General features: G+C 65.4%; 25 protein-coding genes. 6 read left to right on the plus strand and 19 right to left on the minus strand.

Going from position 1 to position 23683, the window contains the following annotated elements; all coding sequences use genetic code 11:
* Positions 1–26 precede the first annotated feature (26 nt).
* The 5 genes from ATO11_RS09215 to ATO11_RS09230 form a co-directional block, all read right to left on the minus strand.
* A complete protein-coding gene (locus tag ATO11_RS09215; RefSeq protein WP_050530522.1) occupies positions 27–659 on the minus strand; it encodes an acyl-homoserine-lactone synthase in 633 nt (210 codons plus the stop codon).
* Positions 660–749: 90 nt separating this feature from the next.
* Positions 750–1463 carry a helix-turn-helix transcriptional regulator gene (locus tag ATO11_RS09220; protein WP_050530523.1) on the minus strand — a complete coding sequence of 238 codons (714 nt, stop codon included), beginning with the start codon at positions 1461–1463 and terminating at the stop codon, positions 750–752.
* On the minus strand, positions 1408–1635 hold the full coding sequence (locus tag ATO11_RS21220) for a hypothetical protein (RefSeq protein WP_082176232.1): 228 nt from the start codon (positions 1633–1635) through the stop codon (positions 1408–1410). Before ATO11_RS21220 ends, ATO11_RS09220 begins: the two co-directional genes overlap by 56 nt.
* 217 nt (positions 1636–1852) lie before the next feature.
* Entirely contained in the window at positions 1853–3136 is a 1284-nt protein-coding gene (ccrA, locus tag ATO11_RS09225; protein ID WP_050530634.1) for a crotonyl-CoA carboxylase/reductase, read from the minus strand.
* Between the two features lie 152 nt (positions 3137–3288).
* Positions 3289–4635, minus strand: a complete 1347-nt coding sequence (locus tag ATO11_RS09230; protein ID WP_050530524.1) for a 1-acyl-sn-glycerol-3-phosphate acyltransferase — start codon at positions 4633–4635, stop codon at positions 3289–3291.
* A gap of 137 nt (positions 4636–4772) precedes the next feature.
* On the opposite strand from ATO11_RS09230, the gene ATO11_RS09235 reads away from it, so the two are divergent.
* The 4 genes from ATO11_RS09235 to ATO11_RS09250 all read left to right on the plus strand — a co-directional run bounded on the left by ATO11_RS09235 (position 4773) and on the right by ATO11_RS09250 (position 9117).
* Positions 4773–6752, plus strand: a complete 1980-nt coding sequence (locus ATO11_RS09235; protein ID WP_050530525.1) for a protein meaA — start codon at positions 4773–4775, stop codon at positions 6750–6752.
* Positions 6753–6912: 160 nt separating this feature from the next.
* On the plus strand, positions 6913–7212 hold the full coding sequence (locus ATO11_RS09240; RefSeq protein WP_050530526.1) for an H-NS histone family protein: 300 nt from the start codon (positions 6913–6915) through the stop codon (positions 7210–7212).
* A gap of 211 nt (positions 7213–7423) precedes the next feature.
* On the plus strand, positions 7424–8131 hold the full coding sequence (deoD, locus tag ATO11_RS09245; RefSeq protein ID WP_050530527.1) for a purine-nucleoside phosphorylase: 708 nt from the start codon (positions 7424–7426) through the stop codon (positions 8129–8131).
* Positions 8128–9117, plus strand: coding sequence for an aldo/keto reductase (locus ATO11_RS09250; RefSeq protein ID WP_050530528.1), 990 nt, complete (start codon positions 8128–8130; stop codon positions 9115–9117). Before deoD ends, ATO11_RS09250 begins: the two co-directional genes overlap by 4 nt.
* Before the next feature lie 81 nt (positions 9118–9198).
* Here ATO11_RS09250 and ATO11_RS09255 read toward each other — a convergent pair whose 3' ends face one another.
* The 9 genes from ATO11_RS09255 to ATO11_RS09295 form a co-directional block, all read right to left on the minus strand.
* Positions 9199–10056 carry an urea carboxylase-associated family protein gene (locus tag ATO11_RS09255; RefSeq protein ID WP_050530529.1) on the minus strand — a complete coding sequence of 286 codons (858 nt, stop codon included), beginning with the start codon at positions 10054–10056 and terminating at the stop codon, positions 9199–9201.
* A gap of 105 nt (positions 10057–10161) precedes the next feature.
* Positions 10162–11805, minus strand: coding sequence for an FAD-binding dehydrogenase (locus ATO11_RS09260; RefSeq protein WP_050530530.1), 1644 nt, complete (start codon positions 11803–11805; stop codon positions 10162–10164).
* 60 nt (positions 11806–11865) lie between these two features.
* Complete coding sequence (locus ATO11_RS09265) at positions 11866–13113, minus strand: DEAD/DEAH box helicase (protein ID WP_050530531.1); 1248 nt, start codon at positions 13111–13113, stop codon at positions 11866–11868.
* A gap of 393 nt (positions 13114–13506) precedes the next feature.
* Complete coding sequence (locus ATO11_RS09270) at positions 13507–14286, minus strand: succinate dehydrogenase iron-sulfur subunit (RefSeq protein ID WP_050530532.1); 780 nt, start codon at positions 14284–14286, stop codon at positions 13507–13509.
* A 58-nt stretch (positions 14287–14344) separates the two neighbouring features.
* Entirely contained in the window at positions 14345–14659 is a 315-nt protein-coding gene (locus tag ATO11_RS09275; RefSeq protein WP_050530533.1) for a hypothetical protein, read from the minus strand.
* Positions 14656–16461, minus strand: a complete 1806-nt coding sequence (gene sdhA, locus ATO11_RS09280; RefSeq protein ID WP_050530534.1) for a succinate dehydrogenase flavoprotein subunit — start codon at positions 16459–16461, stop codon at positions 14656–14658. Before sdhA ends, ATO11_RS09275 begins: the two co-directional genes overlap by 4 nt.
* Positions 16462–16473: 12 nt before the next feature.
* Positions 16474–16845, minus strand: coding sequence for a succinate dehydrogenase, hydrophobic membrane anchor protein (gene sdhD, locus ATO11_RS09285; RefSeq protein WP_050530535.1), 372 nt, complete (start codon positions 16843–16845; stop codon positions 16474–16476).
* A gap of 10 nt (positions 16846–16855) precedes the next feature.
* The gene (gene sdhC / locus ATO11_RS09290; protein ID WP_050530536.1) at positions 16856–17239 is read right to left on the minus strand and encodes a succinate dehydrogenase, cytochrome b556 subunit; all 384 of its coding nucleotides are present in this window, start codon (positions 17237–17239) and stop codon (positions 16856–16858) included.
* Between the two features lie 287 nt (positions 17240–17526).
* Positions 17527–18183 carry a DUF1194 domain-containing protein gene (locus ATO11_RS09295; RefSeq protein ID WP_050530537.1) on the minus strand — a complete coding sequence of 219 codons (657 nt, stop codon included), beginning with the start codon at positions 18181–18183 and terminating at the stop codon, positions 17527–17529.
* Positions 18184–18278: 95 nt separating this feature from the next.
* Here ATO11_RS09295 and ATO11_RS09300 point away from each other — a divergent pair, with 95 nt between their 5' ends.
* Positions 18279–19337 carry a hypothetical protein gene (locus ATO11_RS09300; protein WP_050530538.1) on the plus strand — a complete coding sequence of 353 codons (1059 nt, stop codon included), beginning with the start codon at positions 18279–18281 and terminating at the stop codon, positions 19335–19337.
* A 77-nt stretch (positions 19338–19414) separates the two neighbouring features.
* Here ATO11_RS09300 and ATO11_RS09305 read toward each other — a convergent pair whose 3' ends face one another.
* Genes ATO11_RS09305 through ATO11_RS09320 form a run of 4 tightly spaced genes read right to left on the minus strand, consistent with a single transcriptional unit; the run spans position 19415 to position 22105 of the window.
* Positions 19415–20443 carry a MaoC family dehydratase gene (locus ATO11_RS09305; protein WP_050530539.1) on the minus strand — a complete coding sequence of 343 codons (1029 nt, stop codon included), beginning with the start codon at positions 20441–20443 and terminating at the stop codon, positions 19415–19417.
* Positions 20440–20643: a DUF1737 domain-containing protein gene (locus ATO11_RS09310; protein WP_050530540.1), complete on the minus strand. Its 204-nt coding sequence runs from the start codon at positions 20641–20643 to the stop codon at positions 20440–20442. The genes ATO11_RS09305 and ATO11_RS09310 overlap by 4 nt, the downstream gene beginning before the upstream one ends.
* A gap of 4 nt (positions 20644–20647) precedes the next feature.
* The gene (locus tag ATO11_RS09315) at positions 20648–21214 is read right to left on the minus strand and encodes an NnrU family protein (protein WP_050530541.1); all 567 of its coding nucleotides are present in this window, start codon (positions 21212–21214) and stop codon (positions 20648–20650) included.
* Positions 21215–21247: 33 nt separating this feature from the next.
* Positions 21248–22105 (minus strand): HpcH/HpaI aldolase/citrate lyase family protein, encoded by an 858-nt coding sequence (locus ATO11_RS09320; RefSeq protein WP_050530542.1) that lies wholly within the window; start codon positions 22103–22105, stop codon positions 21248–21250.
* Between the two features lie 326 nt (positions 22106–22431).
* Here ATO11_RS09320 and ATO11_RS09325 point away from each other — a divergent pair, with 326 nt between their 5' ends.
* Entirely contained in the window at positions 22432–22743 is a 312-nt protein-coding gene (locus tag ATO11_RS09325) for a hypothetical protein (protein WP_050530543.1), read from the plus strand.
* Between the two features lie 40 nt (positions 22744–22783).
* Here the strand turns inward: ATO11_RS09325 and ATO11_RS09330 are convergent, their stop codons facing one another.
* A complete protein-coding gene (locus ATO11_RS09330; protein WP_050530544.1) occupies positions 22784–23539 on the minus strand; it encodes a sulfite exporter TauE/SafE family protein in 756 nt (251 codons plus the stop codon).
* Between the last annotated feature and the right edge of the window lie 144 nt (positions 23540–23683).

Genomic DNA, 23683 nt, shown 5'->3' on the forward strand with positions numbered 1-23683 from the left:
TGCGGGGGAAACCGCAATTCGACGTCTCAGGCGGTGCGCGCCAGCTGGAAATCGGCCCCGAACGCGCGGGTGAACCAGTGGCGCGACAGGCGGGTGGACAGGCCCGCCGCCATGGCGACGCGGGTGCGTGCGGCGGGCGTGAAGTCCCAAAGGCCGACGCTGATCGCGTCGCGGCCCGTGCCGTCGGTGCCAAGGATCTCCGGCGACGACCCGATGCGGCGGTAGATCCGCACCATGCGCGCGTCGAACACGCCCACGTAGTGTTCGACGCCGAACCCCTGCATCACCTCTCCCCCCGCCAGCATCAGCGCGGCGGCGGTGCGGGCAGTGGAGGTCGGTGACAGGCAGAACCGGGTGCATTCCCAGATCAGCGGGCTTTGGATCGGGCCGCCGCCCGTGAGGTGCCCGAAATGGTCGTTCACCATCGTCTGGCCCACGGTCGGCAACAGGCGCATCGACCCGCCATGGGTGCCGTCGCGGTTCTCCCAGATCACGTAAAGCGGGTTCAGGAAGTCGTATTCGTCGCGCTCTTCGCCCTCGGGCGTGACGCTGACGGCCCAGTCGAGCCGTTCCTTGAACTGCCAGGCGCGGTCGCGGAACATGCTGTGTGCGAGTTTCGGGTGGCGGTCGAGTTCGACGCCATAAAGGTAACGGATCATCGTGCGGCCCCTCTTCGCAGGATCGGTGCAAAGGGCCTATTGCGGGGACGGTTGCCGGCGTCTTGCGGCGGCGTGCCCCGTGTTAAGGTTTCAGACCACGATAATGCCCCGGCTGAGCGCGCGGGCGACTGCGTGGGTGGTGTTGAGCGCGCCCAGTTTGAACCGCGCGCTTTCGATATACACCCGTAACGTATGCTCCGAGATGTCGAGCGATTGCGCCGCCTGCGCGCGGTTGTACCCGACCGCCAGCAGCGTCATCGCCTCCAGCTCGCGCGGGGACAGGGCCTGTGCCGGTTCGGGGGTGCGGCCGGGTTCAAATTCAAGCGCCTTCTGGTTGAAGTAATGCGCGACGAGGATCAGGTCCTTGCGGTGCCGCTCGGTGAAGGCTTCCCATGTCGCGTCGTCGCAGGAATGGTTGACCGTGAAGAGCGCGAATTGCCCGTTCGGGCCGCGGATCGGGATCGAGAAGCCCTGGTTGCCAACGCCATGGCCCAGCGCATCCTGAAGGAAGGCGCGCGCGGCCTTCGAAGACCAATCGAGCCGCTTCCAGTCCACCGGGTGAAACCGTTGAAAACACCCCGAAATCACCGGATCGATGCGCAGGTATCCCTGGTCGATATACCGCTGTACCCAGACGGGATCATAGGTGCCGCAACCGTATTGCTCGCCACTGGAATTGACCCAGTGATAGACAAGATGATCGACGGCGAAGCTGTCGCGCAGCCGTTCGATCACCGTTTGCAGATGTTCAAGCGCGCTGGCTTGTTCCAAGTCGTCGAGAATGGGTGCGATCTGTGCTGCCATTGTCCCCCGGCCCGCCCGTAACCGGAGCCCCCTGGGACGCGATCTCGGTCGAAGCGACCAGCCGTGTGTCATCCAGCTGCTCGGCCAGCGTGAGCATGCCATTTGCCCGCGCGTATTGCTTCAGGTCCGTGAGTACGTCGAGGATCCAGTCGTGAGGTGCGTCGTATTTCAAGGCAGCCTCCTTTATAGTTGTTAACGAAAGGTTAATAACAACTTTAACATGTTCACCGACGTGAAGAAAATTCGCCTATTTCAACTCCCCCGATCCGGTGAGGGGTGCTGGCGTTAACTCACTGACACCAATGATCGGTCATGCGCGGGACGGAAAAGGCCCGCGAACCGGGTACGATTCGCGGGCCTGGAACTGCAGGGAGAGATGTTTCCTGAAGTTACCGGGCCGCCAGCGCGTCTTCGAGCGTGCGCAGGCCGGTCTTGGGTGCCTGCACCAGCACCGCCATGTTGCCGGGCTTGTGCTCGTTCCGGCGCATCTTGACGTGGGCCTGCGGGATCTCGTCCCACGGGAACACTTCGGACATGCACGGGTCCAGCCGCCGTTCGACCATCAGCCGGTTCGCGGACGATGCCTGTTTCAGGTGCGCGAAGTGCGAACCCTGCACGCGTTTCTGGTGCATCCAGACATACCGCGCATCCATCGTCAGGTTATAGCCGGTGGTGCCGGCGCAGATCACGACCATGCCGCCCTTCTTGCAGACGAAGGTCGAGACGGGGAAGGTCGCCTCGCCGGGGTGTTCGAAGACCATGTCGACGTTCACGCCCTTGCCGGTGATGTCCCAGATCGCCTTGCCGAACTTGCGCACCTCGCCGAACCACTCCTTGTATTCCGGCGTGTTCACCGTGGGCAGCTGGCCCCAGCAGTTGAAATCCTTGCGATTGATGACGCCCTTGGCGCCAAGGCCCAGCACGAAGTCGCGCTTGTCCTCGTCCGAGATGACGGCGATCGCGTTCGCGCCGGCGGTGTTTGCCAGCTGGATCGCGTAGGACCCGAGGCCGCCCGACGCGCCCCAGACCAGCACGTTCTGGCCGGGCTTGAGTTCATGCGGGTGGTGGCCGAACAGCATCCGGTAGGCGGTGGCCAGCGTCAGCGTGTAGCAGGCGCTCTCTTCCCATGTCAGGTGCTTGGGCCGCGGCATCAGCTGCTGCGACTGCACGCAGGTGAACTGCGCGAAGGACCCGTCCGGGGTCTCGTACCCCCAGATGCGCTGCGAGTTGGAATACATCGGGTCGCCGCCGTTGCATTCTTCATCGTCGCCTTCGTCCTGGTTGCAGTGGATCACCACCTCGTCGCCCACTTTCCAGCGGGTGACCTTGCTGCCCACCGCCCAGACGATGCCCGACGCGTCGGACCCGGCGATGTGATAGGGCTGCTTGTGCACGTCGAACATGCTGATCGGGATACCAAGACCCGCCCAGATGCCGTTGTAGTTCACGCCTGCCGCCATCACGAGCACCAGCACCTCGTGGCTGTCGGGCTGCGGCACGTCCACGACTTCAAGCTGCATCGCCTGGTCGGGTTCGCCCTGCCGTTCGCGGCGGATCGCCCAGGCGTGCATCTTCTTGGGAACGAACCCCATCGGGGGCATTTCGCCCACGGCATAGAGGTCTTTCTCGGGAGCATCGTACGTGGCGATGCCGGTGTCGTTATCCAGTGCCATTTGCGCCTCCATGCTGGGCCACCCTTGTCATTGTCGCCGCATCGCAGAATCGCGGCTTTCGCGAGTTGGGTAGCCCCGCAAAAGTAACTTTGCAATAGTCTGAGGCGCAAATCTTGAAATTTTATAACCGCGCAGGCGCAGAATTCTCTTCGCTACTGCGGCATGTCCAGGCGATGGCGGATCGAGTTGGCGTAAAACTGCAACGCGCCCTGTTCGCTCTCGCGCGGGACAACGCAGCCCTTGCGGCGTTTCACCATCCGGCGGCGCACCAGCACGTCGATGCCATAGGTCGCGTCGGCCTTGGCGTCGCGCGGCAGGCCGTCCGGCACGTCATGCGCCGCGAGACGCGTGGCGTAGCGAGCGGCGAGCTCCTCTTCCGCCATTTCGCCGTGATCCACCAGCAGCGCCGCGACCATCGGCACGGGCAAAAGCGGCATCGCGTCCTCGATCCGGCCCATCAGGATCTCCGCCAGCCGTTCGGGCGTGGGATCGGGCATTTCGGACAAGGCAAGCGGAGAGGCAAAGCACACGCCCGAGACGCCGAAGCGGCTGAACTTGCCGCGGAGCATCCGCCCGATGATGCGCAGGGTGAACCCCGCCATGACCGACAGGCGCGCGCGGAACTTGCGCTCGCCCGAGGCCGCGGCTTCCATCAGCACGCGGTCCTCCAGCACCCGGTCGTAATTCAGCGCCACGGGGACGAACACGATCTCGCGCGCGCCGGGGGGGCGTCCCTCGATGATGTATTTCAGAAGGCCGAGTTTCGGCTCGGCCACGTGGCCCGTCAGGCTGAGCCCACCTTCGGGGAACATCGCCTGCGCCACGCCGCCATCGGTCGACAGGCGAACATAGCGTGCCAGCACACGGCGATACAGGTCATTGCGGCTCTTGCGCCGGATGAAATAGGCGCCCATCGACCGGATCAGGAAGCTGAGCGGCCAGACCCGCGCCCATTCACCCACGGCATAGGACAGGGCCGACCGGCGCCCGGCGAGGTAGGTGACCAGCACGTAATCCATGTTCGAACGGTGGTTCATCACGAAGACCACCGTGCTTTCGGGGTCCACCGTTTCCAGCGCCTCACGGTCGATGCTGCCCACGCGGACGCGGAACAGAAGGTTCGACACCCAGCGCGAGGCGCGGATCGCGAACCCGAAATAGGCGCTGGCGGAAAACGACGGCACGATCTCCCGCGCGTAGCGTTGAGCGAGTTCGAAGGCCACGTTTTCGGGCACGCCTTCGGCCTCGGCATGGGCGATGATCGCCTCGGCCACTTCCGGGTCATAGCTCAGGCGCTGGATCATGTCGTGGCGGCGGGCCAGCTTGAACGGGTGGATCGGCACCGCCAGCCGTTCGTTCAGCCGCGCCACCAGCTTTTCGGCGCGGCGGCGGAAGAACCAGCGCACGGACGGGAACAGGAAATGCGAAGAGAACGTGACCGCCGCAAACAGGACAATCAGGATGAACAGCCACAGGGGCACTGTCACGGGCGCGGTCATGTGCGCATGTTTGACCGGGATTGACGGCGGCGTAAACCGGGCCATGCCGCAGCGCAGCGTATTGACTTGGTAACGGAATTTCGCGTATTCCGGCCGGAACGCAACAATGTTGCTTTCACCGATTCACGAGGCCGCCCATGTCGCACCCGCAGCACACGCCCCAGAAGGACCGTCCCTGGCTGATCCGGACCTATGCGGGACACTCGACCGCGACCGCCTCGAACGCGCTTTACCGCGCCAACCTTGCCAAGGGCCAGACGGGCCTCAGCGTAGCGTTCGATCTGCCGACGCAGACGGGGTATGACAGCGATCACGTGCTGGCACGGGGTGAGGTCGGCAAGGTCGGCGTGCCGGTCTGTCACCTCGGCGACATGCGGACGCTGTTCGACCAGATCCCGCTCGACCAGATGAACACCTCGATGACAATCAACGCGACGGCGCCGTGGCTTCTGGCGCTGTATATCGCGGTGGCCGAGGAACAGGGCGCCGATGTCCGCGCGCTGCAGGGCACGGTGCAGAACGACATCATCAAGGAATACCTGAGCCGCGGCACCTACATGTGCCCGCCGAAACCGTCGCTGAAGCTGATCGCGGACGTGGCCGAGTATTGCTATCGCGAGATCCCCAAGTGGAACCCGATGAACGTGTGTTCCTATCACCTGCAAGAGGCGGGCGCGACGCCGGAACAGGAACTGGCCTTTGCGCTGGCCACCGCGCAGGCCGTGCTGGACGACCTGCAGGGCAAGGTCCCGGCAGAGGATTTCCCGCGCGTGGTGGGTCGCATCTCGTTCTTCGTGAACGCGGGCATCCGCTTCGTGACCGAGATGTGCAAGATGCGCGCCTTCGTCGACCTGTGGGACGAGATCTGCCGCGACCGGTATGGCGTGGCCGACCCCAAGCTGCGGCGCTTCCGCTATGGCGTGCAGGTGAACTCGCTGGGCCTGACCGAGCAGCAGCCGGAAAACAACGTCTACCGCATCCTGATCGAGATGCTGGCCGTGACCCTGTCAAAGAAGGCCCGCGCGCGCGCCGTGCAACTGCCCGCGTGGAACGAGGCGCTGGGACTGCCCCGCCCGTGGGACCAGCAATGGTCCATGCGGATGCAGCAGATCATGGCCTATGAAACCGATCTTCTGGAATATGACGACCTGTTCGATGAAAACCCCGCCGTCGACCGCAAGGTCGAAGAGCTGAAAGACGGTGCGCGGGCCGAACTGGCCAACCTCGACGCGATGGGCGGGGCCGTCGGTGCCATCGAATACATGAAGGGCCGGTTGGTCGAGGCGAACGCCGCGCGGCTGGGCCGGATCGAACAGGGCGAAACCGTCGTGGTCGGCGTGAACCGCTGGACCGAGGGAGAGACCTCGCCCCTCACCGGTGGTGACGGTGATATCATGGTCGTCGATCCCCGTGTCGAGGCCGAGCAGATCGCGCGCCTTGACGAATGGCGGGCCGAACGGAATGCCGATGCCGTGGCGCGGGCCCTGCAGGACCTGCGGGCCGCGGCAGCGAATGGTGACAACGTCATGCCCCCGTCGATCGCGGCGGCGCGCGCGGGCGTGACGACCGGCGAATGGGCGGCCGAGATGCGGGCGGCCTTCGGCGAATACCGTGCACCCACGGGTGTCTCCTCGTCCCCGTCCAACCAGACCGAAGGGCTCGACGATCTGCGTGATGCAGTGGACATGGTCAGCGACCGGCTGGGCCGCCGCCTGAAGTTCCTGATGGGCAAGCCGGGCCTCGACGGTCATTCCAACGGGGCCGAGCAGATCGCCGTTCGCGCCCGCGATTGCGGGATGGACATCTCGTACGAAGGCATCCGCCTGACGCCGGAACAGATCGTCACCGCCGCGCAGGAGGAAGAGGCCCACGTGATCGGCCTGTCGATCCTGTCAGGCAGCCACCTGCCGCTGATCGAGGACGTGATGACGCGCTTGCGCGCCGCGGGTCTGAGCCACATCCCGGTGGTCGTGGGCGGGATCATCCCCGATGAAGACGCAACCGCGCTGCGCGCCATGGGTGTTGCCCGCGTCTATACGCCCAAGGATTTCCAATTGAACGCGATCATGGCCGATATCGTGACACTGGCCGATCCGAAACAGGTTGCCGCTGAATAGCGTCAGCACATTGTTTCCTATTTTCCGGGCAATCGGGTAATATTGTTAGGCGAATTGCATAAGCGCAATTCTGCCTTTACGATATTGACACAAAATCAATACTTTTCGGTAACTTGGCTTTGTACTAGTGCAAAGACACCAAGACGAATGGAGTTCGCAAATGAACCTCGACGAAATGTCAAAGGACGAGTTGCTGGAGTTGAAAGGAAAGGTCGAAAAGGCCTTGAAAACGGTTGACCAGCGAAAGAAAGCCGACGCCCTGAAAGCTGCTGAAATGGCGGCAAAAGAGCATGGCTTTTCGCTCGATCAATTGACGAAAGGCAGATCCGGGTCGGTGTCGGTTGCAAAATACCGCAATCCCGACGATGCCAGCCAGACATGGACGGGACGGGGCCGCAAGCCCACCTGGTTCCTCAACGCACTGGCCGCCGGCAAAAGCGCCGACGACATGGAAATCTGACCGACACGGCTGGCCCCGGCCAACGCGCATGGGGCCAGCCGGTGATGGCGGCTTGCCGCACCATTTCATTCCAATGACTTCCGAATTACCCCGCCCGCGCGCGTCCGTCGCCGCGCGGCACGTCCGCACGCGCGACAAAGCCAGGCCATGGCTTGCCCTGAACCGGGCCGCGGGGCAGAGTGCGGCGACACGCAGCCAAGCGGAGCCTTCCATGACCATTCACATCGGCGCCGGACCCGGCGACATCGCCGAAACCGTCCTGATGCCCGGCGATCCCTACCGCGCGAAATGGGCGGCCGAGACTTTTCTGAAAGACGCCCGCTGCATCAACGAAGTGCGCGGCATGCTGGGATTCACCGGCACGTGGAATGGTCATGCCGTGACCATTCATGGCTCGGGCATGGGAATGCCGTCGCTGTCGATCTATGCCAACGAATTGATCCGGGATTACGGGGCAAAGACGCTCATTCGCATCGGGTCCTGCGGCGGCATGCAGGAAAAGGTGAAAATCCGCGACGTGATCCTCGCCATGACGTCATCGACCCTGTCGACCCCGTCGCGCGGTATCTTCCGCGAATTGAGTTTCGCCCCCTGCGCTGATTTTGGATTGCTGCACGCGGCCCACGCCGCTGCCACCGCAAAAGGCACGCCGACCCATGTGGGCGGCATCTATTCGTCGGACGTGTTCTATGACGAACGCCCCGACCTGAACGAGCAGATGGTGCGCCACGGCATCCTCGGGGTGGAGATGGAGGCAGCGGAGCTCTACACCCTCGCCGCCCGCTACCGCGTCCGCGCGCTGGCGGTGCTGACGGTGTCGGACCACCTCATCACGCACGAGGCGCTGCCGTCCGAAGACCGCGAACGCAGCTTCGGCGACATGGTCGAGATTGCCCTGACCGCGGCCTTCACCTCATGAAACAGCGCAGCTTTGGAAACCGCCAGGTCGGCGCGATCGGTCTTGGATGCATGAGCTTTGGCGGCATGTTCGGCCCGGCGAAGGACGAGGAAAGCTTTGCCTGCCTCGACGCCGCGCTGGCTGCCGGCATCAATCATTGGGACACCGCCAACATCTACGGCATGGGCAAGTCCGAGGAGGTGCTGGGCGCGTACCTCAAGCAGTCGGGCGCCAGGCCCCATATCGCGACCAAGGTCGGCATCCGGCGCGACGGTGAATACGCCACCCGGTTCGACAACTCCCGCGACTACGTGCGCGCCGAACTGGAAGGGTCGCTGAAACGCCTCGGCCTCGACCGGGTGGACCTTTACTACTTCCACCGCCGCGACCCCACGATGGAGACGGAGGATGCCGTCGCCGTCATGGCCGAATTGATCGAGGAAGGTCTGATAGGCGGCTATGGCCTGTCCGAAGTCGCGCCCTCGACCATCCGCCGCGCCCACGCGGTACATCCCGTCATGGCGGTTCAGAACGAATACTCGCTCTGGTCGCGCCAGCCCGAACTGGGCGTGATACAGGCCTGCACCGAGTTGGGTATCACCTTCGTGCCCTTCTCGCCCCTCGCGCGGGGGTTCCTGACCGACCATTCCGTGGGGGAGGCTGAACTCAAGGCCGATCCCGGCCCGTTCCGCCGCGACATGCCGCGTTTCCAGGAGCCGAACCTCGGGTACAACGCCCAGCGCCGCGATGCCTTTGCCCAATGGTGTGCCGGGAAGGGGTGGACGGTTGCCGCAACCGCGCTTGCATGGGTGCTCGACGCCGATCCCGGATCGGTCCCGATCCCGGCGACCCGCACGGCGGCGCACCTGTCGGAATGGCTGGCGGCGGACGAGATCACGTTCTCCGACGCCGACCGAGCCGATATCGCGCGGCTTTTGCCGCCGGGATGGGCGCATGGCGATAGGTATTCCGACACCCACGCGCAGACGGTCGAGCGGTATTGCTGAGGGGGGAGATGGGTGGAAACCACCCATCCTACTGATCCTTCGCGCGGCCCCCAGCGCACCACGCCGTAGGACGGGTGATCGTCACCCGTCCCGCCCGTGGGTTCGGTCGTACCCGTTGATCGCTGGCGGCTCCCATCCGTCCAACGCTCCCGCCTCCGGTTCGAACACCTCGACCAGCAGGGGATGGCACTGGGCGGCGTCCGACGAATGGGTCGTGCTGCAATCGCCGCCGGGGCAGGCACTCATCGCACCAAGGATGTCGATCTCTGAAAAGAACTCGATGTAGTCGCCGGGCCGCACGGGCGAAGCTTTCATGAAATACTGGCCCGTGTCGCGGGTGAAACCCGTGCACATGAAGATATTGCAGACGTCGTGCACATGCGGTTCGGCCTCTTGCAGCGGCACGCCAAGGTGATCGGCAACCGCCCGCGTCAGGTTCGAGTGGCAGCAATGGTGGTACATGTCCCCGCCCGACAGCGCGTGGTGCGTGTAGGGGTCGCAGCGGGTGCCGATCACGTCATGCACCGACCCGCCGTGTTCGTCGATCCCGTACCAGTCGAGCGTGTCGGTCACGATCGTCGCCATCGGCCGCATGTAGGGGAAGGTCGACCACATCCGCTCCCCGGTCGTCACATGCGTGCCGTGCAATGCGCGGGTCTTGCCGGACCAGAAGCGCTCGGTCATGTCCCGCGCGTTCCACAGGTTCAGGTCCCCCACCTGCGGGCCTTCGATAGAGGACAGGCGAAAGAACGTACCGGCGGGGGCCTCCCAACAGCGTGCCTCCCGCGCTGGGATCCTGACCTCGGCCACCTTCTTCGCGGTGGCGCGGGCGGCGCGGTACATCTCCAGCGGAGGCGGCGTCAGCGTCTCGGGCGGATAGCAGACGACCGGCGGCAGGGCGCGGTGGCGGGCGGCATGTGCGGGGTCATCGTGTGTCATCCCGAGTGTCCTCTCCGTTGAGTGGAAGCCGCTTCCAAGCGGCTTGGTCCAAGCGAATTCGAATTCGCTTTCAACCCTGTTGCAACAGGGTTTTGCGGCGGCTCATTACACGGCACGGCCCGCGACCCGGCCCGAGAACAGACACCCGCCAAGGAACGTCCCTTCGAGCGAGTTGTACCCGTGGTACCCGCCCCCGCCGAACCCGGCGACTTCGCCTGCCGCAAACAGGCCGTCGAATACCGATCCGTCAGGCCGCAGCACCCGCGCATCAAGGTCGGTATGCAGCCCGCCCAGCGACTTCCGCGTCAGGATGTTCAGCCGGACCGCGATCAGCGGCCCCTTGTCGGGGTCGAGGATGCGGTGCGGTTTCGCCGTGCGGATCAGCTTGTCCCCGCGATACGCGCGGGCCGAGCGGATGGCGTTCACCTGCGCGTCCTTGGCAAACGGATTGGCAATCTGCGCATCCCGCGCCTCGACCTGCGCCCGGATGCGCGCGACATCCAGCGGCACGTCGGGTTCCAGCGCCCGCATCCCCGCGACCAGCTCTTCCAGCGTCGTGGCGACGACGAAATCCGCGCCCTTGTCCTTGAACGCCTCCACCGCGCGGGTCGCGCCCTTGGCGAGCCGTTCTTTCAGTACCTGGCTCCACTTGCCCGACACCAGATCGGGGTTTTGTTCGCTGCCCGACAGCGCGAACTCCTTCTCGATGATCGCCTGCGTCAGGATGAACCACGAGTGGTCGTGCCCCGTGCGGCAAATGCGTTTCAGCGTGGCGAGCGTGTCGTGGCCGGGGAAACAGGGCGCCTCCATCCGCTCGCCCAGCGCGTCGAGCCAGATCGAGGACGGACCCGGCAGAACCCGGATGCCGTGATGCGGCCAGATCGGATCCCAGTTCTGAAGGCCCTCGCAATAGTGCCACATGCGGTCCTCGTTGATCGCCGCCGCGCCCGCCGCCTTGGCGCAGGCAAGGCCCGATCCGTCCACGAAATCCGGCACGCCCGACACCAGCTTTTCAGGCTTCGTGCCTAGCCGATCCACGGGCCATTGCGCGCGGACCAGATCGAAATTGCCGCCGATCCCGCCGGTGGCGAGGATCACCGCGTCGGCGTTGTAGGTGAACGCGCCCGTCACGTCGCGATTGGTGGACGCCCCGCGCACCGCATCGTCATTGGCCAGCACCTGCCCCGACACACCGGTGACGCGCCCGTCCGTGACCTCCAGATCGGTGACCCGGTGGCGATAGGCGATGCGCACCCGGCCCGCCGCCACGTCCTCGGAAATCAGTCGCACATAGGGGGCAACCACACCCTCTCCGGCTCCCCAAGTGACGTGGAAACGCGGGACGGAATTGCCGTGCCCATCAGCCAGCGATCCACCGCGTTCGGCCCACCCGACAACCGGGAACCAGCTGAACCCGATTGCGGCGAGGTCGGACCGCATCGCGCCTGCGGCCCAGTCCAGATACGCCTCGGCCCATGCGCGGGGATTGGCGTCTTCGGCGCGGTCGAACCCGGCCGATCCGTACCAATCCTGCGCAGCCAATTCGCGGCTGTCGCGGATGCCCATGCGGCGCTGTTCCGGCGTATCGACCATGAAGAGGCCACCGAGCGACCAGAACGCCTGCCCGCCCAGCGATTGCGGCCCCTCGCCATCAACGATCAGAACCTTGCGCCCGCGCGCAGCGGCCTCGTGCGCGGCAACCAGCCCCGCCAGCCCCGCGCCGATTACGATGACATCCGCGTCCGCCATGATCCCCCCGAAAACTCTCCGTCAAACGCTAGGACGGGCGCGTCCGGGGGTCCAGTCAGATCAGGCCGCGGCGCGTTTCGCGCGGCGGGGCCTGCGACGGCGGCGGTTGGTGCTTTTCGGTGCACCCGCTCCCGCAGGCTTGCCGCGCGACGGCTTGCGACCTGCCGGCGCGACGCCTTCCCACGGGGTGCCTTCAGCGACGGGAATGTCCATTTTCATGGTCTTCTGGATGTCGCGCAGCGCGCCCGCCTCGTCCGGGGCACAGAAGGCAACCGCGCGGCCCGCGGCACCCGCACGCGCGGTGCGCCCGATGCGGTGCACGTAATTGTCCGGCACGTTCGGCAGGTCGAAATTGTAGACGTGGCGCACGTCGGGAATGTCGATCCCCCGCGCGGCAACATCCGTCGCCACCAGCACCCGCAACTCGCCCGCGCGGAACGCGGCCAAAGCGCGGTCGCGCTGGCCCTGGCTCTTGTTGCCGTGGATCGACCCGGCGGCAAAGCCTGCGGCTTCGAGCGTCTTTTTCAGCTTCTCCGCCCCGTGCTTGGTGCGGGCGAAAACCAGCGCAAGCTCGTCCCGATGTCCGTCCAGCAGCTCGATCAGCAGTCCCTTCTTCTGGGTCTGCACCACGAAATGCACCGATTGGGTGATCTTGTCTGCGACCTTACCGGGGGGCGTCACCGCCACCTTGACCGGATCGGTCAGGAAGGTGCCCGCGATCTCTTCCATCAGCTTGGGCATGGTGGCCGAGAACAGCAGCGTCTGGCGCTCCTCGGGCACATGCCTGGCGATTTTCCGCAGGTCATGGATGAACCCCATGTCGAGCATCTGGTCGGCCTCGTCCAGAACAAGGAACCGCGTTTTGTCGAGCCGCACAGCGCCCCGGTCGATCAGGTCCAGCAGTCGGCCGGGCGTGGCGACAAGGATATGCACGCCGCGTTCCAGCCGCTTGGCCTGCGCGTTGATGGACTGGCCGCCGACCACAAGCCCGACGCGCAGATGCGCGCCGCCGACGAACACCATCAGGTTGTCGCGGATCTGCTTGGCGAGTTCACGAGTGGGGGCAAGGATCAGCGCCTGCACTGATTTCGGCGCGGCCTTCTGCGATTGCGACAGCATCATCTGCGCCATGGGCAAGCCAAAGGCCGCTGTCTTGCCAGTGCCGGTCTGCGCCAGCCCCATGATGTCGCGCCCTTCAAGGGCTACCGGAATGGCACGGGTCTGGATTGGGGTCGGTTCGGTGAGGCCAGCCTCTTCGAGGATGGACACAAGACGCCCGGACAGGCCAAGCGAAGCAAAATCAGTCAAAACAACTCTTTCCGGGGCGCGGGTTTGCGCCCCTGTCGTCCCTTCGCGGATGCGAAAGGCAAAGGTGCGAGCGATCTTGCTACCGCGACGCCATCATGGGTCGCGGCAAAGCCGCCCGGCGGACCCCTGCGTGATGTGGGAACCATGTCTCGTCGTCCGGGTCGGGTCGCAAGGCTGCGTCACCACCCCGCTCACGCGGCGGGGGACACCGGATATGGGGCGCACATGGGCGGTTTCCGCTGCCGGGTCAATGGCCAAATGGTTAAAATCGTTGCAGGTCCGCGACCTGTGACATCTTCCCGCCGGTTCCCCTGCGAGCGACGGCGATGGGGGGACAGGGGGCAACGCCCCCGTGGGTGGGTGGGCGGGCATGGCCCGCACACCCGCCGGATATCAGACCGCGCGTTCGACCATCAGCTTCTTGATCTCGGCGATGGACTTGGCCGGGTTCAGACCCTTGGGACAGGTCTTGGTGCAGTTCATGATCGTGTGGCAGCGATAAAGCTTGAACGGATCTTCCAGGTCGTCCAGCCGTTCGCCCGTCGCCTCGTCGCGGCTGTCGATGATCCAGCGATAGGCATGCAGGAGCGCCGCCGGCCCAAGGTACTTGTCGCCGTTCCACCAGTAGGACGGGCAAGAGGTCGAACACGACGCGCACATCACGCATTCGTACAGACCATCCAGCTTCTTGCGGTCCTCGATCGACTGGCGCCACTCCTTGGCGGGGCGGTTCGTCTTGGTCTCCAGCCACGGCATGATCGAGGCGTGCTGCGCATAGAAATGCGTCAGGTCCGGGATCAGGTCCTTGACCACCGGCATGTGCGGCAGCGGGTAGATCTTCACGTCGCCCTTGATCTCGTCCATGCCGTAGATGCAGGCGAGCGTGTTGATACCGTCGATGTTCATCGCACAGGATCCGCAGATGCCTTCCCGGCAGGATCGGCGGAAGGTCAGGGTCGGATCGATCTCGTTCTTGATCTTGATCAGCGCGTCCAGAACCATCGGCCCGCAATTGTCCATGTCGACCCAATAGGTATCGACGCGCGGGTTTTCCCCGTCATCCGGGTTCCAGCGATAGATCTGGAACTTGCGGATGTTGTTGGCACCCTCCGGCTTGGGCCATGTCTTGCCCACGCGGATGCGGGAATTCTTGGGAAGGGTCAGTTGAACCATGTGGTGTCCTTTCCAAACTGGGGCGCCCCGTGGGGCGCGTCATTCAAGGGGCGGGCCGTCATGTCTGAAAGCTCCGCAATTGGGCGGCAGCGATGCATTGCACCGCCTGCGGCCGCTGCGCGATGTCGAGCACCAGCGTGGCGGTGTCCGCCGTGTCGCCGGTCACGCTTTGACCCGCGATCGTCAGGATTTCCTTCGCGCTCGCCGCGTCGATGATGCAGTCGGTCACCGGTGCCACGTCCACCCCCGGCAACCGTTCGGCCACGACGCCGTTGACCACGACCTTGGCCTGCGCCCGCGCGAGATCATCGGCGGTGTCCTGCACCAGCGAGCAGCCTGCCAGAAGCAGCGAAGCAAAGACGATGCGGATCAATACACCCGTGCCTTCGGCGCGATCTTCTTGGGATCGATCCCGCCGTCATTGTGGCTGGTCAGTGGTTTCAGGTGCACGCCGCGATAGCCGAGCGACGCGCGGTTGCCCTCGAACCAGACCAGCGAGTGCTTGCGCCAGTTCTCGTCGTCGCGGTCGGGGTAATCCTCGTGCGCGTGGGCGCCGCGGCTTTCCTTCCGCGCCTCCGCCGCGCGGATCGTGGCCAGCGCGTTGGGCATCAGGTTGGTCAGCTCCAGCGTCTCCATCAGGTCGCTGTTCCAGATGAGCGAGGTGTCGGTCACCTGCAGATCGCCCAGCTTGCCCGCGACGTCATCCATCTTCTCGACCCCGGCGGCGAGCGTCTTGTCGGTGCGGAAGACGGCGGCGTCTTCCTGCATCGTTTTCTGCATCTCCAGCCGCAGCGCAGCGGTGGGCGTGTGGCCTGCCGCGTGGCGCAGCCCGTCGAACCGCGAGAACGCCGCCTCGATCGAGGCCTTGGGCGCCTGCGGCACCGCCGACTTGGGATCCACCACCTCGGCCGCGCGGATCGCGGCGGCGCGGCCGAACACCACGAGGTCGATCAGCGAGTTCGAGCCCAGCCGGTTCGCGCCGTGAACAGATGCACAGCCCGCCTCGCCCACGGCCATGAGGCCAGGTGCTACGCGGTCGTCGTTGTCCTTGGTGGGCGCGAGCACTTCGCCCCAGTAATTCGTCGGGATGCCGCCCATGTTGTAATGCACGGTCGGCAGCACCGGGATCGGCTCCTTGGTGACGTCGACACCCGCGAAGATGCGCGCCGATTCCGAGATGCCGGGCAGCCGTTCGGCCAGCGTTTCCGGCGGCAGGTGGCTGAGGTTGAGGTGGATGTGGTCCCCATCCTTGCCCACACCCCGGCCTTCGCGGATCTCCAGCGTCATGCAGCGCGACACCACGTCGCGTGAGGCGAGGTCCTTATAGGTGGGCGCATAGCGCTCCATGAACCGCTCGCCTTCGGAGTTGGTCAGGTACCCGCCCTCGCCCCGTGCGCCTTCGGTGATCAGGCAGCCAGAGCCGTAGATGCCGGTGGGGTGGAACTGCACGAATTCCATGTCCTGCAACGGCAGGCCCGCGCGGGCCGTCATGCCGCCACCGTCGCCGGTGCAGGTATGGGCCGAGGTCGCGCTGAAATAGGCGCGGCCATAGCCGCCCGTGGCCAGCACCACCATCTTGGCGTTGAAGACATGCATCGTGCCGTCGTCGAGCTTCCAGCACAGCACGCCCTGGCACTGGCCGTCATCGCTCATCAACAGGTCGATGGCGAAGTATTCGATGTAGAACTCGGCCTTCTGCTTCAGCGACTGGCCATAGAGCGTGTGCAGGATAGCGTGCCCGGTCCGGTCGGCGGCGGCGCAGGTGCGCTGCACCGGGGGGCCTTCGCCGAACTCGGTCGTGTGGCCGCCGAAGGGGCGTTGATAGATCTTGCCTTCCTCGGTCCGCGAGAAGGGAACGCCGTAATGCTCCAGCTCGTACACGGCCTTGGGTGCCTCGCGGGCGAGGTATTCCATCGCGTCCGTGTCACCCAGCCAGTCCGAGCCCTTGACGGTATCGTACATGTGCCATTGCCAGTGATCGGGGCCCATGTTCGACAGGGACGCAGCGATGCCGCCCTGTGCCGCCACGGTGTGCGACCGGGTCGGGAACACCTTGGTCACGCAGGCGGTGCGCAATCCCTGCTCCGCCATGCCAAGCGTCGCGCGGAGGCCAGCGCCCCCGGCACCGACCACCACGACGTCATAGTCATGCGTCTCGTAATCGTATGCAGCCATGCCTGCTCTCCTTCAGAGCGCGAGTTTGATGACCGAGAAGACGCCGACAGCCGCGATCGCGTAGCTGAGGCAGATCATCCCGATGATTGCGTATTTCTGCGCCGTGCCGTGGACATAGTCCTCGATCAGCACCTGCACACCGTCCTTGAAGTGGATCATGCCGACGGCCAGCGTCAGCGCCGCGACGATCGCCGGGAAGGGGCGCGCGTAATAGGCGGTGACCTCTTCGTACGACCCGCCAAGCGCGCTGCCGAAGGTGAAGACGAACAGGGGCACAAGGACCAGCAGGGCGACCGAAGACACCTTCATCGCCCAGAAATGGTGGACGCCCGATTTGGCCGATCCAAGGCCCACGGCGCGTTTGCGGTCTGTCAGGTAACGCATGGCGGTCTCCTCAGATCACGAGCACGGTCAGGATGGTCAGAACGACCGATCCGATAACCACCGCCCAGCCCAGCTTTTCGGCGCTGCCGAGGTCGAGCATCGCGGCGTTGTCCCAGATCAGGTGCCGGACACCTGCGAGCGTGTGGTACCACAGCGCCCAGAGCGATCCGAACATCACCAGATCGCCTAACCAGCTTGTGATCACAGAATTGGCGGTGGCGAAGGCGCTTTCCGACGTGGCGGCCGCGACGAACCACCAGACGATCAAAATCGCGCCGATCAGCAAGGCATTGCCGGTGATCCGTGTCAGGATCGAGGTGATCGAGTTCAGTTGCGGGCGGTAGATGCTCAGATGCGGAGACAGGGGCCTGTTGCCCCGGTTCACGTCAGCCATGTCGGTCGTCCTGTTTGGTTCCACGCGTATCCTACCCATTTGTGACCCGGTGTCACGCGCCGAGCCGCGCAAAACCGGTTCGGGGATCAAATGTCGCACGGATTTGAATTGTTTGTGATCACTTGAAAAATTGTGTGATCACAAGATGTCCTTTCTGATGCGACTCACTTGCTTTGCGCACACGGCACGCATGATGTTCGCGCGCTTGTGCGGTCGTGGAACGCCCGGTCCTGACCATTGGTTGCAAACCGGTTCGTCCGCCGTCCGGGCACGCGCAAGGCGGCGCGTCATTCCTCCAGCCGCGAGACCTGTCGCGTGGTTTCACGCAACAGCTTTTGTCTTATCTTTTCAGGGTATTGATCGAAACCCTGCGCCGTGACCACGAAAGCACCGTCGCCTGTGATCACGTTTTCCCAGAAATAGCCAGTGAGGTCCGACGCGTCACTTTCGATCACCAGCGCGTTCACGGTGATCCCCTGCGCGCGAAGGGCGGCATGGGTGGCGCGGGGGCTTTGCCCTTCGTTCGAGCGCCCGTCACCCGACACGTCGATCACGCGGCGGCGGCACTGCGGGACGTCCTCGAACGCGCGCGCGGTATGCGCCAGCGCCTCGCCGATGGCGGTGGAGAAGTTGCGCCAGACGCGCGGGTCGGCCGCGACGCGGGCGGCGAAAGCCTCGACATCGGCATGGGACGCGATCGGTGTCCAAGGCAGGGTGGTCGCCTGACGGGAAGACCCGGTCCACTGCACCAGCGTCACCTGCGCCCGCGCCCGCACCAGCGTTTCCGACACGACCGGGTCGCGCAGCGCAAGCGCGAGGCCCTGCATCTGCGTGGCGTATTCGCTGGCATCGACCGATCCCGACACGTCCACCGCCAGCGCAAGCGCGAGGTCGCAAGCCAGCGCGGGACCGGCGAGGCAGGACAGGAGAGGAGCGCGCCACATGGTCCGACGCTACACCCGTGCGGAGCCAAGGCCAGTCACAATCGCGCGGGCGGCATGCTTTGACCTGCGCCGCCGCGCGTGGCACATCGTCGGGCATGGCGCACCTCACCCTGCATATCGGGCACGACAAGACCGGATCGACCGCCGTTCAGCGCGCGCTGGCGCACGAGGCGGGGGCGTTGCGCGCGGCGGGTGTCGTCTTTCCCGTCCCGGCGCGGCACGACAATCACCAGATCCTGTGGCCCGCGCTGACGGGCACCCTGCCCGACGACCCGGTACAGATGCAGACGCTGGCGCCGTCAGTGCAGGCGGCCTGGGCCAATGCCGACGCGGCCTTGCATGACCTTGAAACGCTGGTGCGGGAGCATGGGCCCGACCACGTCGTGCTGAGCAACGAGATGGCGTTCCGCGCGTGGAGCGATGCGGAGTTGGACCGGCTGGCATCGGTCGCGAAGAGTATGGGCGTGACGGGAATGTCGGCGCTGGCCTACCTGCGTGACCCGGCCTCTTACATGATGTCGGTGGTGCAGCAAGACGTGAAGAAACGGCCCCGGTTCCGGCCGATTTCGGCCAGCCGGTACCGCGACGCGCTGGGACCGTTCGTGGAGCGGATGCCGGTGACCGCCGTGGCGTTCGACCGCGCGACCCTGATCGGCGGCGACGTGGTCGCGGATTTCTGCGCGCGGGTATTGCCGGAAGAGACCCGCGCGGGGGTGATCGCGGCGGCGAAGCGCGACAACGAAACCTTCAGCGCCGAGGCAATGGCGGTAATGGAGGCCTATTTCCGGGGCGAGATTGAAGCGCCGTCGCGCTGGCACGGGCAGCGCCCGCAACGCGTCAAGCGGCTGGTGGCGGAGGCGGACCGCAAGGTGCCGGGCTATGCGAGGCCGCGACTGAAGGACGGGCTGGCCGAGGTGGCGCGGGCGCGCGCAACGGACCTTGACTGGCTGGCCGACCGGTTCGGTATTGATTTCACCGGTGACACGGGCGGGATCACGCAGGACGAGGCCGAGGCGCGCTTCGCGGAACTGACCGATGTGGCGCATGTCACGGAGGTCGACCGCGACAGGTTCGACGCGATCGTCGCCGAGGTGGCCGAGGCCGGGCGACGGGAAAGCGGCCTTTTCCCACGTCTGCGCCGCTTGTTCTCGTGACCGGAGAAAACCCAAGGTAACCCATGGGTTACTCGAATTTTATCCAATTTCGAATGGGTCTGTTAACCCTTGCGCCGTCACTTGGGAACAAGTGCCCAGTAATCGAGGTCGAGCAGGACGTCGGGCAGGTACTTCCCGTCCTCGGCCCGCAACGCGAAGGGCGCGCCGGTGGTGGCGACCAGCCGCAGGCGGAGCGCGCCGACGCCCGGTGCCGATGTTTCGGCCCGGTCGAGCACTTCGGACCATGCCCGCACGGTCAAGCCCGACGTGCAGGGGTTGACGTGCGCGCCGCCGTTCAGCGCCGCCACGACCTGCGCGTTGGCAAGACCGTTGAAGCTGAGCGCGCGGGCGAGCGAGATCACGTGCCCGCCGTAGATCAGGCGCGAGCCGTCGGGGCGCACGGTGGCGTCGAAATGGACCTTGGCCGTATTCTGCCACAGGCGCGTGGCCATCATGTGTTCGGCTTCCTCGACCGTGACGCCATCGACATGGTCGATCGTCTCTCCCACTTCGTAGTCGCCCCAGCGGTGCGGCTCCCCGGCGAGCGCGGTGTCGTAGGAGGTGAAGTCGAGCCCTTCAGGCACCACGAGGTCGCCGGGCGAGACGGAGGCGGCGAGATCGGGGATCACCGTGTCGGGCGCGGGTGCGTCGAGGTCGCGCTTGCGCACCATCACCCAGCGGACATAGCTGAGCACCTCCTCGTCATCCTGGTTGAGGCCGCGCGTGCGGACCCAGACGACGCCGGTCTTGCCGTTGGAGTTCTGCTTGAGCCCGATCACCTCGCTTTCCGAGCGCAGCGTGTCGCCGGGCCAGACGGGTTTCAGCCAGCGGCCTTCGGCGTAGCCGAGGTTGGCCACGGCGTTCAGCGAGATGTCGGGGACGGTTTTGCCGAAGACGACGTGGAAGGCGATCATGTCGTCCAGCGGCGAGGCGCGCAGGCCGCACGACGACGCGAAGGCATCCGACGAATATAGCGCGTGCCGCTGGGGATAGAGCGCGTGGTAGAGCGCGCGTTCGCCCGCACCGACGGTGCGCGGCACGGCGTGGCGGATCACTTCGCCGACGCGGTAATCCTCGAAAAAGCGGCCCGGATTCGTCTTTGTCATAGCTGTCCCAGTTTGAGGTCCGGAGAGTAGTCGCCGGAGACGTCCTTCACGACCGCCTGACCGCAGCGCATCACCCCGTTCGAGGCGTCGTGCGCATAGGTCGGATCGCCGTAAAGTTCCCATCCGTCGGCGAGTGCCTTGGTGACCTTGTGGCAAAACTCCGATGTGTCGTCGGCGGTGAGAAAACGATAGGCTTTCATGGGCTTATCCTCCGAACGGCCAAGGGCCGAGCCAGCCGTGGATCACGGCGACGACGGCGAAGACGGCCAGCACAAGGCCAAGATGCACCCAAGGGTTCGAGATCGGGGCGGTGCCGCGGTCGACCATGGACGGCGCGCGTTTCGACAGGATCACCTGCACCACGGCCCAGGCCAGCAGCCCGCCGAACAGGATGATCGAGGCGAGGTCACCGTTCACCAGCAGGTGGGCGAAGGCCCAGAGCTTGAACCCCGTCAGTTGCGGGTTCTTCAGGTTGCCGAAGACGAAGGCGGTGCCCGGTTTGGTCGCGGTGGTGAGGTACATATAAAACGCGATCAGGACGAGCAGGTTGTTCACATGCGTCAGGAAGGCGGGCGGCGACCAGACGATCACCGGGTCGGCGGAGCGGTAGCCGAGGACCATCAGGACGACGGAGGCGATGATGACCAGCCCCATCACCGCCTTGGACGCGTCGCCCATGCGGGATTGCAGCGCGGCGCGGGCATTCGGGGCACCGGCGCGCATAAGGTGCGCCGCGGTCCACAGGATCAGGCCGAGGATCAGGAGGGTCATGGCAAGGTCTCCGCTGGGAACGATGCGGTCTGGTTACCCGACGAGCGCCTCGATTGCACGGGCCTTCGCGAGCGTGGCGCGGGCCTGTTCGACATGCAGGTTCTCGACGATGCGACCATCGACGACGGCGACCCCCTGCCCGGCTGCCGTCGCCTCGTCAAAGGCGGCGATCTGGCGTTCGGCGAGCGAGATGTCGTCGGCGGACGGGGCGAAGACGGCGTTGGTGATGTCGAGTTGCGCGGGGTGGATCAGGGTCTTGCCGTCGAACCCGAGGTCACGGCCCTGTTCGCATTCGCGGCGCAGGCCGTCGTCGTCCTTGAAGGCGTTGTAGACGCCGTCGACCACGACGAGCCCGCCCATGCGCGCGGCGAGGAGCGCGGTTTGCAAAGCGGTCATCATCGGCAGGCGGTCGGGATGGGGCCGGGCGCCGAGTTCTTTGGCGAGGTCGTTGGTGCCGAGAACGAAGCCTTCGAGCGCGGGATGCGCGCCCGCGATGGCAGCGGCGTTGAGCACGCCCGCGGCGGTTTCGATCATCGCCCAGATCGCCCGTCCCGGCAGCGCAGCCGCGGCGTCGAGGATATCCTGCGGCGCGCCTACTTTGGGCAGGAGGACCGCGTCGCATTGCATCTCGGCGGCGGCGGCGAGGTCGTCGGCGTGCCACGGTGTGTCGGAGGCGTTGATCCGCACGATCCGGCGGCGCGCGCCGAACCCGCCTTCGTCCAGCGCGGCCTTCAGCGTGGCGCGGGCGGCGTCCTTGGCATCCGGCGCGACGGCGTCTTCGAGATCGAAGATGATGGCGTCGGCGGCCAAGGTCCGCGCCTTGGCCAGCGCCCGCTCCTTGGACGCGGGAAGGTAGAGCACGGAGCGGTAGGGATGGGCGTCTCGCGGCATGGATTCTCGCCTCGCTAATTTTGTTGCGCGCATCTGCAACTTTCTTTGCAGATCATTCAACCCCGTTTTTGCGGCAGCGCAGAAAAACCATCACGTTTTCGCGGGACGGACGCACCGTTAACGCCGTCTTCAAGGTTAGATTGCAGGGTCCTTCCCCAGCAAAAGGCGCATCCGGGAGGCCCGTGCGACATGGCCGTCGCACAGCCGGGTCCAAGCGCCAGACGACGGACAAGATGTGTCGGGGGGCCCGTTGCCGGATCGCGTATCCGGGCGGCCATGTGCGCTCCACCCTCCGGGCACGAGAGACATTCAAAGGAGGTGGGCCCATGCGACCCGCAATGATGTTCCTGACCTTTGGCCTGATGACCGCCGCCGCCGCCGCTCCGGCGCTCGCGCAAACCCGCAACTGCGCCCCGCGCGACGCGGTTGTCGACCGGCTTGCAGACCGCTTTGGCGAAACCCGCCAGTCGATCGGGCTGGGCGCGAACAACGCGGTGGTGGAGGTCTTTGCGTCGGAAGAGACGGGCACGTGGACGATCACGGTGACGATGCCGAACGGCATCTCGTGCCTCGTGGCAAGCGGACAGGCGTTCGAGGCGGTGGCGGAGGCTTTGCCGATCCCCGGCGAAGACGCCTGAGAGCAGCGCGGCGGGCCGGTCACGGCCCGCCCGAACACGGTCAGACGAGCGCGTCCCAGATCAGCTTGGACCCCGTCACCGTCAGCAGGATGAAGGTGATGACGAAGAAAGGCCGTTCCGGGATGCGCCGGTGCAGCCAGATCCCGAGGAACGTGCCGACCACGGCGAAAGGGGCGAGGATCAGGTCGATCGTCAGCGTTTCGACGGTGAAGATGCCGAGGAAGGCATAGGGCACCGCCTTGAAGATGTTGACCGCCCAGAAGAGCAGGACCGAGGACGCCTGGTAAGCGGTTTTCGACAGGCCGAGCGACAGCATGTACATCGCGGCGGGCGGACCGCCAGCATGGCTGACGAAGCTGGTGAAGCCGCTCACCGTTCCGGCGAGGTAGGCCATCCAGCGCGGCAGGCTGCGGCGCGTGCGGGCGGTGTTGGCCAGAAACGCGGGCAGTTGCGTCGCGACATAAAGAAGCGACATCGCGCCGATCATCAGGCGGATCGCGTCGTCATTGGTGAGTGTGTAGAATACCGCGCCCAGCGCCACCCCCGGCACAGCGCCGAGGATCATGCCGCGCGTTGCCACCCAGTCCCACTGTTTCCAGAAGGGTTTGAGCGTCAGCGCGTCGATCAGCATCAGGAGCGGCAGCATGATGCCGAGCGCCTCTCCCGGCGCGATGATGAGCGCCAGAATCGACGCCCCTGCAAAGGACGCGCCCGATCCGAACCCGCCCTTGGATATGCCGGCGAACACCATCGCGACACCGCCGATGGCGACAAAGCTCCAACTGAAGGGGTCCATGCGCTGCCTTGCTGCTTTCCCTACTGCGCCAGCAACTTAGAAGCGGCGCACGGCAAGCGCCAGACGCTTCGCGCGGCCCATGCTGCAACTGCAGCACTTGCGCGGCGCGGCGGGAGGGCGTAGGCCATGCCTCGCCTGAGATAA

It is taken from the genome of Pseudaestuariivita atlantica (assembly GCF_001205715.1).
Classification (GTDB): Bacteria; Pseudomonadota; Alphaproteobacteria; order Rhodobacterales; family Rhodobacteraceae; genus Pseudaestuariivita; species Pseudaestuariivita atlantica.